Consider the following 9,245-nt stretch of genomic DNA (forward strand, 5'->3'; position numbering starts at 1 on the left):
CTGTACCTGCTTACTTAATTCTTGTTGTAATCTGTCAAGCTCCTCACCTTTTTCTGTCACTCTCTGTGTAGTAGCCCTGTTTTCATCAACCAGTTCTTGTGTTAGGCTTGACCACTCTTCTTTAATCTTGGCTAACTCTTTATCAAGTGCTGAGACTTCTACATTTTTCTGATCTAGCAACTTGCTTTTCTCTTGCAAGTTTTCTTTTAATTCGTGTGCTTCCTGAATTTCCGTTTGAAGATAATTGAACCTACGCTGGCTTTCAGACTTTATTTTCTGCAGCTCAACTTCTTTCATTTGAAGAATCTGATCCTTCTGATTTATTTCTTGCTGTAATCTATCAAGTTCCTCACCTTTTTCTCCCAATGACAGAGTTACTGTACGTAACTCCTGCTTCAATTCTTCTATTTTGTTTAAAAGGTTTTTAGTATTCTCTTGATATTCCAAGTCTGCTTTTTCGAGCGCGAGTTTATTTTCTTCTTTCAGTCTTTTAAGTTCTTCTGTGTGCTCATGCTGATCTTCAAATTTATTAAAAGGTTTTTCTTCTTCTGAAATCAGAGGTTGTGTTCTCTCTTCTAAAGAAGTTTGTAGATTTTTTGTTTCCTCCTTTTTTGTTTTGTATGAATCGAATAGCTGGTTATACTTGCGTGTAGCGTCATCAATCCATTTTTCTTGAGATTTTATTGTTTCGGCTTGTTTCCTGTTCGCAGTTTTTAGTAGAGTATATTTTTTGATTTTTTCATCGAATTCTTTTTTTTCTTTTTGGTGATCTGATTTTGTTTTCTTAAATACTGTATTTTGAGCATCCTGCAGTCTTTTTAATTTTTTCGAGTGTTTTTTTTTGGGTTTTTTTTGTGCTGCAATTGCCTTTTCACATTTTTCCTGTTCATATCCTAATAACTCATTCATCTGTTTTACTTTGTTTTCTAACTGAGCGACTTGTGTTGCCAAAAAGAAAGTTTCTACGATGTTCGCATTCCAGTTGGCATTGGTACACTCTGGTGGCAGAGGCAGGGCAGGGAATTGCACGCCACACCGGTGTGAAGCGTTGCTGTTACCGTTATTGAAAAGGTCTGCGATAATTCTGTCGTTAAGCCCCCTGCTTCGCAGCCTGCTGATCAGGCTTGTCATCTCAGTGCGCCAGTCAGGATGTTGTTCGGAAATAGCTATCAGTTTGTCCATATCCCTGAGGGTCATTTCTGCCTGTAGCTCGGGATTGTCATCAGGTACGGAAATATCCAGAATAGTGACCAGATAGCGAATGACTGCGTTATCTTTGAGGGGTTTGAAGCAGCCTTTGTGAAGACCATACTCTTTAGCAATGCTGGTCAGTAGTTCATCAGACTGTTGGTTTATCACCCACCGTATTCTGACTTTTACAGTCTGGTAGTTAAGTTTTTCCCTTGGAGTCTGGCTCTCCTTTGAATATGCAGGGATCAGGATTTTTTGAATTGATTCAGCAACATCGTCAATGGTTTGTTTTTTGGGTAGCAGCTCAAGATTTGTTGGTGTTGGTATTTGTCTGGAATTTATGAGCGTCATCACATCTTCGCCTGTCCAATCGCCAGAAGTAGCGACATCGGAAGGTTTTTCGACTTTTTTTTCTAACTTAATCTCTTCTGAAATAGCAAGATACTGTTGCTGTTTATTTGGATCAGGCTTGTTAAATATATTGGCAATTATGCGAGCATTTTTACCTTCTTTTAGTTGCTGTTCAAGAAACGCATTTATGGCTTCATTATATATCGGGGTGTCTGCCTTGCAGACAAACAAGCTATCCAGTGGTTGCCAGTGGCTGGTTAACTCCTTGATCTCTGTTCCAGATAGTTTGATCAGGTGATGAAACAGCGGTTTCATGGCAGTCGTCCCTGTTTTGAAAGCCTCCTTGATATCAGGATTAGAAGCCCATGTTTTGATATACTCATCATTAGTACAGAAACGGACTCTGGTCACTTCATACCTGTTAGCATAATATGAATGTTCAAGGGCTGTTTTTAATGAATGGCCTTCCTCACTGGCATCAACATCAAGCAGACTCCATTGGGCATCGGTCAACGCAGACCATTGAGTGGTTCCGTGCAGATCAGCAGGGATACCTTCAATATGTGGAATAACGATTTCCCATTGACTGTCACTCTCGAGAATGTCCATCCCTTGCCCCTGGCCAGCGCGTTGTCTCCAGTTGGAGTGCAGATACTGATGTATTCCATGATTTTTTATGGTTTCCAGGGATATGCCTTTATTTCGAACTCTTGCTATGGCTTCTTTCATAGCATCCGCATACTCTGGCCGACACGGTTTATAACAGTGCAATTCGTCAAGTGGATGCTTGGCGCAGAATTCAACCGGACCGGACTGACTCAGAGACTTGCAGCGAATATGAACATTGCGCCAGAGAGACGGCTTCATCTGGTCTGGCCAAAGCTCATGAGGATGGAGATAGTATGCAGTCAAATCAACCAGAGGGGATACCACGCCAGTTTCTTTTGTCGCTGTTAGCCTGTTAATTTTTTCATCAATAAAGTCTCGGATTTTGACTTCTTCCTCTGCCAACATTTTCTGCTTTTCAGTGAGGTCATTTGTATTTCGACAAAGCCACGTCTGCAGTTGCTGACGTTGATTCTGCAGATATCCTCGTTCTTTTTGCTGATCATTGTCGCACTCCTGCTGCTCAAGTTGAGCAATACTGTCATCAAGCCATTTGATGACATCCCTGATACAAGCAGGTCTGTTAAGTGGTGCCTTGACCGATGGAGCCACTTCTTTTTGAAACCCATAGAAATAATTCACGCCTTCATGATCCAGCTTGCCATCAGGGTCTAAGCAGTGGGTTAATCGTGTCAGTTGCGAATAGCTGCGCATTCGCTCAATATTCCAGAGTTCCAGAAGAAACTGAATGCAGCCGGGAGTCCAAAGTTTTTTTCCGGTGAGAGGATTTTTGTACTTCAGGTTCAGATGGTAAATCACCTCCGCCAAACTCCGTCTTTCCCTGGAAGAGCGCTCCCGCTCAAAATAATCTTTCATATCTCTTTTCAGTTCTGCCAGTTCGCGGTTGGGTTGCTGAGCTGCAGGTATAAGAGAAACCGTTCCATGATCATCGGAGAACGTCACTTGCATAGAAACCGGGCTGACCGCTGGAAAGAAATATTCTTCCGGCCCCCAGAAGTACACTTCCCTTCCAGGGTTATTATCCGTTGCCTGATAATCCAATAACAGTTCCGCACCTGGCTGGATAGGCTTGTTAGCAACTGACAGAAGGCAGTATTCACCGGGTTCTGGTTGCCTTTTCAGGCTAACCGCTCCATCTAGGGAAGCCTCTTTAATCAGATATTCACTGACACAAGGCACCATAATAATGTTTGCGTGCTCTGCTGATGAGTTGATATCACTGATTGGGTATGGACTGTCCAGGCCATCAATTCCCAACCATACTGTCCGATTTTCGTCGTCTTTATAACGACAGTATTCACTGTATGCCTGAAAGCTGGGAGGGCGGCTGATCAACTGGATTTCATTATCCTTGTGATACCAAACCAGCTGTTCTTTTGCGTGTGCTTCGGGTGCGTTATCCGTTACTTTCCGCTCTACAACATCCCCCGACAGTCCTGCCCCTTTACTTTCTTCCTGGGTCAAATAGCGGCATTGCAACAGACGGCCTTCATAAATCGCAACGACCTGCCCTTCTTCTACAGGTTGTGTATGGTCACGCTTGAGATGAACCCCTCGATTGTGTATCGCACTGTCACGGGTTTCCAGATGATGAATCTGATAATCGTTAATCTGTTTGCGGGCTTCCCTGGAAGGTGGTGATAGTACACATGCTTGCTCTTTTAAAAATGCAGGAAAAAAATAAGCACCACCTCTGTGCTCCAGTACCAGCACTCGGGGGGCGGTAGCTGCAACTTTGCGTTGTTTGCTCCTTGATTCACCAGAAGAACACGGCTCTGTCAGCTTACGTTTCTCACCACAAGAATTGCCCTTCCTTGGCATCAAACCAGTCACTTCAGCTTTGCTGTCACTGAGCCCTCTCATTATTTAATGCCTTTTGTCCATTGGTGCTTCTTTTTCTTACTTTGACTTTGGTCTTGGAAAATAAGCTGCGAGATTGGCTTCCTATCCCTATTTTTTTGTGGGGGCTTATATCTTTTACCCAATATTTTTTGCGTCGTCGGTCGAGAGCTCAAGCCAGAAGATCCCTGTTGCAAAAAATCGATCGTTGCCATTTGTGCCAGTGCATCTTCTCTCAGTCTGCGCCAGTTGAAGGGATTAAAATTTTGCTGATAGTTTTTTTTGTCAACACTTGAGTAGCGGTGAATACCAGCCTGAATGGAGAAATCCGCCCAGCAGGCGACCAGCTGTGTCAGGCCGTCATGCGGATTCGTTTGAACTTCTGAAGCCAGAGTTTTGAGCCATCGCAAAGGGGAGAGTGATTTTGTTTTTAATGATTTTTCTTGAGTGTTTTTGTCTGTTATCCATTGTCGTATTGAATGCAACTCAGCAGAGGTCAAATCAGGTGGTTGTAGTTTTTTTTTGCCTTTTTTGAGGGCAGCAAGTATGTGTTCAACGGCTCTGAGCTTATTACAAAAAGCCTCATGGGGAAGTGACATCCAGTGCTCTATTCCCTGAACGCACATAAATAGTTCGAATTGACAGGCATTTGCCCACGCTTCCTCTACACCCAGCACTTGCATTGGTGTTTTCACTGTTTCGTATTGACCACCATATGCTCGTGTAATTTCATTTAACACCGTCGTATTCGGTTGGTCAGTCACAACAAGATCGTCCATGCTGGTGATTTTGACTGGTACACTGTCACTGTCGTTTTCCAGGTCATAGCCCAGATACACATACTTCGCAGGAATCCCCATCTTGCGGGCATTCTCGAAGACGTGGGTAATATTTCTGGGCACCTCGACAGTGGTATCCCGTTCTAAGGATGAACCAGCTAATGATTGAACCGTTGTAGGAGGTGAATCTTGAGCTGTGCTTACCACCAATCGAGCACTACTATCAGGTGTGCCGAGCAACGAATCCGAATCCGAATCTCGATCCGGTGATGGAGATGCTGTTCTGAAGTCCGTTGACGCGTCTTGCTCCTGCCCTGATCTCTGCTCAACCGGTTGTTCTGATATATCTCCCACCGGTTGAGTCTGCTGGGGCCGCTGTTGGGTAGCGGCATCAGTACTGACAGGCTCCTTTCCTATCGTCAACAGCAGCATAGCGTTTTTATCTATGATAGCCTGATGGTGTTCCTGTGCTTCCTTCAATAAGACTGTATTTAAATCCGTATATTTTTTTACGGTATTGTTTGCCTTGGACAGCTCTTCATTGAGCTGCTCAAGTTGAGTCTTTAGTCTTACAATTTCATCGTTTTTGTCCTTAAGAGTCTGTTTATGCTGATTGCTTTCAGCTGTTTTCTTTTGCAGACGCACGCTGAGGAGTTTTTCATCTTTTGCATTCGTTTTTTTCAGTGTCTCAATTGTATTTTTATAATCAGTAATCTGACCTTGCATTTCACCGATTGTTTGGTTGAGGCTTGCAGCTTGATCTTTATAACGCTCTATTTCTAATTGGAGGTTTGCATGGGACGTTTTATTTTCTTGTTCTATGTTTGAAATTTTATTTTGACAGCCCCGCACCTTTTCTGAAAGTTGAACCCGTTCAGCCTCTTTTTTAGATAATTCGGCTTGCAGGCCTGCTATGGTTTCATCTTTGGCTTTAAGATCATCATGCTGTGTCTTAATTGTCTCATTTAAATTCTGGATACTTGATGATTCCTGCAGTATTGACTCTAGATCTGGTATTGACTCTAGATCTGGTATTGACTCTAAAAATTCAGCATTGTATGTATCGAGCTCCACGACTGAGCTGCCACCCGCAAGTAAACTTTGAGTATCATTAGGATTAGTAGTGCTAAACAACTCCGTGAACAGAGAATATTCCTGTACCTGTACCTGTACCGGAGTGGGCAATAATGCAGCTCTATGGCTCGGATTTGAGGGGAGTGGAGAATTTGAAGATAAGTTGGAGATATCAGGTGAAGCTTGTCTGGAATAAAGTGAAGTCAACGCAGGAACATTACGCATGCCAGTAGATTCCCTCGAAGCGGGCACAGCCTTGGTGATTTCAGTTGTGGAGGTGCTTACTCTGGGCTCTTGTGAACCTGTAGTGCGACCTGATCCTTGTGGCCGTTGTAAGTCATGGCCGAGGCTAGAGTGGCTAACAGGATTGTCAGAAGGGCCTGCTTCCTTTATTGGGTCCATGCTTACTCGTATCCTATTTAACTCAAAAAGATGGGGTTTTTTGATATAGACATGAATAAGGTCAAAGCGTTCCATCAACTGATAGATTTGGCTAAGTTACCGTAGATGGTTGGTGACACCAGTGATTCGATATTCTCTCAATCAATATTCCCAGAGTTAACTGAGCAGGCTCAGTCAATCGCCGCCTCCATCCCAAATAATGAGATAGGTATTTGGTTGCTACGCAGTGGAAGATACCTGACCAGCGTTTGAAGTGACTATGCGTAGGTATTGACATGCTGGATATGATATATCCCTTCATTAACGTGCTGGCCAGCTGAGATGTTCAGGATGCTTACAGGCCGAGGGATAGAACCCTGTGTTACATATGACTGCTCCTCGCACACGGTTTAATGAAAAAGTATCGCCGCATTAAGTGTTTGAATCTGTAAGCCTTGATATTCAAACTGTTAAAACGGTGAAAAACAGTCTGCCGGAAGTGACCGTAAATGATGTGATGATGGCTGTGGTTACTGGTGCGCTCAGGCGTTATCTTAGGTCATAAAGGTGAGCTTCCAGATGAGCCTTTAACCGCGATGGTTCCGGTGAATATTGCCCCGAACCGTAATGGACAAAAGGAAGCCAGCCAGGGGGATTATCTGTCGTTTATGTTCCCCAGAATATACACCAGTGAGGCTGATCCCTTAAAAAGGTTGCGAGCTGTTAATCTGCGAATGTAGCCGCCAAACGCAGCAGGGAAAGTCTGGGGGGCAAGAGATGATTGATGCCGCCAGCCTTATGTCGCCTACGGTTACCAATCTGGTTATGCGTGGAGCGGTGAATATAACCTGGCAGACAAGATGAAGCCCGCCGGAGCTCAGGGCCGATGTTGTTGCCCTGAGCGAACAAGAACGTGAAACAGCTTGAATAAAGATAAGAGGAACAATATATGTACGATAAAATCTGGCTGGCCGGCTTAGGTGCCTACGCTCGTTACGAAAAGTTGGGTAAAGAAGGCCACAAACTCTTTGACGAGCTGGTTTCTGACGGTGAAGAAGTGAAAGATCGCGCCGCGGATCAGGTCGAAGATATTAAAGAAAAAGCACAATCCAAAATTGATGAGGTTGTTGGCAAGCTGAAAGATTTTGTTGGCTCTCAGAAAGAAGAGTCCAAAGACGTTGAGGATCTGTGCAGTCAGATCGAAGAGCTGACTAAAGCCGTGAAAGAACTGTCTGCTGCAGAAAAGCCTGCCCGCGCTCCGCGTAAGAAGCCTGCAGTTAAACCTGCCGCGAAAAAAGCAGAGCCAACGAAAGAAGCTGCTAAGCCAGCGGAAAAACCAGCAGCATAAAATTTACAGGCCTCCTGTAAGTTATGAACTTACTGGGGGCTTGTTAGTTTTACTGACAAGCCAGTCCCCTCCTATTGGTCGTTTCCTGTCCCCTGCCTATACTCCTGACCTTATTGAAATGAAGGCAGGAAAAATTTGAATGAAATATCACCATCTGGGAATACCAACAACGGATAAAAAGCCGGGGGAGCGCCATATCCCACATTTAAAAATGTATGTGAGTGGTTATGAAGAGAGCCCGTTCAATATTGAATGGATGCGTTTTGAAGAAGGAAATAAACTTCCTGAACTGGTGAAAACTGTTCCCCATGTTGCTTTTGAGGTTGATGATCTGGAGGCGGCGATTGAAGGGAAGAATGTCATCATTGAACCCAACAGCCCTTCAAAAGGACTGCGGGTTGCTTTTATTGAAGATAATGGTGCACCGGTGGAATTCTTGGAGTACATCCATGCAGAAACAGAAGAGTAGGTTTTCCTGCTCTTCTATCGGGGAGCTACCACTTGGCGTACTGCTCTTCGGTAAATCCAAAAATATTGTGGATGTCGATTTCTTCACCATCAGTGGTTTTTAAAGTACCGGTAAAACTTCCGAACATCTGGCTGAAGTTGCTGGCCATAATCAGAAAGTTATTTCTTTCTTTGTGAGCACCGGCAGGGTCAAAAACAAGATCAATCATGCCGTCTGATGATGTGATTTTCCATTGGCGGTTCAGGTCAAAAGGGTCGTATTCAAAAGCGACACCTGAAACCCTGTGGAGTTTGCCATCAAGCCAGAAGCCATTTTCATTGAAACTGGTTTCATTGGTGCTGCAGGCACCGTTCAAGCCAAGGCGCCTGCCATCAGGAAGTATTCCGGAAAGACAAATCCAGTTCCAGAAACAGCGGCGTTTCAGGTAACCGGCAGACCAGTCCATAGTTGCCGTTGCACCAACATCTTGAAGATCAAACTCTCCGGCTTTACAGGAGACTTTTCCGGTACAGGGGACACCTGCCATTTTCTGGGTGTAGGCAAAGCCGTTGAGGTCTACACGGGTTCCCAAGCGAATAGGTTCGAAGCTTTCCTGCCCATAGTTCATATCTATGGTTGTTCCGTCTTTTAAGCGAACAGTTAACTTTCTCTGGCCTTTATCACACTCCATTTCCACAGAATTTTTACCCTGATGGAAAAACCAGCGTCCTTTATCGGGTGTTTGGGTTATTCCCGAAAAGCCGCCAAATGACGGAACTTTAAACTGGTAACTGTCCAGTGATCCGGTGGCTGGATGGTAAATATAAACAAAAGAGGTGACAGCTATCCGAACATCAACAATAGCCGCACAAACAATCAACTCAGGGCTGATAGCTGATATGAACTGAAACTGGTTGAAGCCAAACCAGCGTTTAAAAGGACCTGCCTCTTTGCCCATTGCCGTACGAAGGCGAAAATCCCGGTAGTTAATCTCATCGACCGGGTGCTCGAAAAGTCCCTGACGTATTCGACCGTTCTTTTCAACGAGCTGAAATTCAGTTTCTGCCATCATTCTTGTTCTTAGTCATTCGAAAAGATTAGAAAAAGTATGTCGTGTTGAGTTTTTTTTCCAGTCTTGAATTTATTTTTTTCGTCTGAATTATCAACTTATTACCAAATGCCCCAATATCTTGCAGTTATGACCGGA

6 protein-coding genes and 1 pseudogene are annotated in these 9,245 nt (G+C 44.1%); 3 read left to right on the forward strand and 4 right to left on the reverse strand.

Annotated features, from left to right (window positions below):
• From QMA35_RS19895 to QMA35_RS19905, 3 genes and pseudogenes are all read right to left on the reverse strand, one after another.
• Positions 1–2,862 (reverse strand): hypothetical protein (locus QMA35_RS19895; RefSeq protein WP_281648897.1); only part of this gene is annotated, 2,862 nt, incomplete at its 3' end.
• A 1,169-nt stretch (positions 2,863–4,031) separates the two neighbouring features.
• Positions 4,032–6,263: a hypothetical protein gene (locus QMA35_RS19900; protein ID WP_281648898.1), complete on the reverse strand. Its 2,232-nt coding sequence runs from the start codon at positions 6,261–6,263 to the stop codon at positions 4,032–4,034.
• Between the two features lie 91 nt (positions 6,264–6,354).
• Positions 6,355–6,559, reverse strand: a pseudogene (locus QMA35_RS19905) (IS1595 family transposase); the annotation flags it as partial.
• A 219-nt stretch (positions 6,560–6,778) separates the two neighbouring features.
• On the opposite strand from QMA35_RS19905, the gene QMA35_RS19910 reads away from it, so the two are divergent.
• The 3 genes from QMA35_RS19910 (at position 6,779) to QMA35_RS19920 (ending at position 8,059) form a co-directional block, all read left to right on the forward strand.
• Positions 6,779–6,982, forward strand: coding sequence for a hypothetical protein (locus QMA35_RS19910; RefSeq protein WP_281648899.1), 204 nt, complete (start codon positions 6,779–6,781; stop codon positions 6,980–6,982).
• Between the two features lie 209 nt (positions 6,983–7,191).
• Entirely contained in the window at positions 7,192–7,590 is a 399-nt protein-coding gene (locus QMA35_RS19915) for a phasin family protein (RefSeq protein ID WP_281648900.1), read from the forward strand.
• A gap of 139 nt (positions 7,591–7,729) precedes the next feature.
• Entirely contained in the window at positions 7,730–8,059 is a 330-nt protein-coding gene (locus QMA35_RS19920; protein ID WP_281648901.1) for a hypothetical protein, read from the forward strand.
• A gap of 25 nt (positions 8,060–8,084) precedes the next feature.
• Here the strand turns inward: QMA35_RS19920 and QMA35_RS19925 are convergent, their stop codons facing one another.
• Positions 8,085–9,110 carry a DUF2804 domain-containing protein gene (locus QMA35_RS19925; RefSeq protein ID WP_281648902.1) on the reverse strand — a complete coding sequence of 342 codons (1,026 nt, stop codon included), beginning with the start codon at positions 9,108–9,110 and terminating at the stop codon, positions 8,085–8,087.
• Positions 9,111–9,245 lie beyond the last annotated feature (135 nt).

It is taken from the genome of Parendozoicomonas sp. Alg238-R29 (genome assembly GCF_947331445.1).
Lineage (GTDB): Bacteria > Pseudomonadota > Gammaproteobacteria > Pseudomonadales > Endozoicomonadaceae > Sansalvadorimonas.

What these genes read in the sequence shown, in the direction of transcription:
- QMA35_RS19900 (WP_281648898.1), bottom strand. Translation starts at nt 6,263, where the DNA reads ATGGACCCAATAAAGGAAGCAGGCCCTTCTGACAATCCTGTTAGCCAC.
- QMA35_RS19925 (WP_281648902.1), bottom strand. Translation starts at nt 9,110, where the DNA reads ATGATGGCAGAAACTGAATTTCAGCTCGTTGAAAAGAACGGTCGAATA.
- QMA35_RS19915 (WP_281648900.1), top strand. Translation starts at nt 7,192, where the DNA reads ATGTACGATAAAATCTGGCTGGCCGGCTTAGGTGCCTACGCTCGTTAC.
- QMA35_RS19920 (WP_281648901.1), top strand. Translation starts at nt 7,730, where the DNA reads ATGAAATATCACCATCTGGGAATACCAACAACGGATAAAAAGCCGGGG.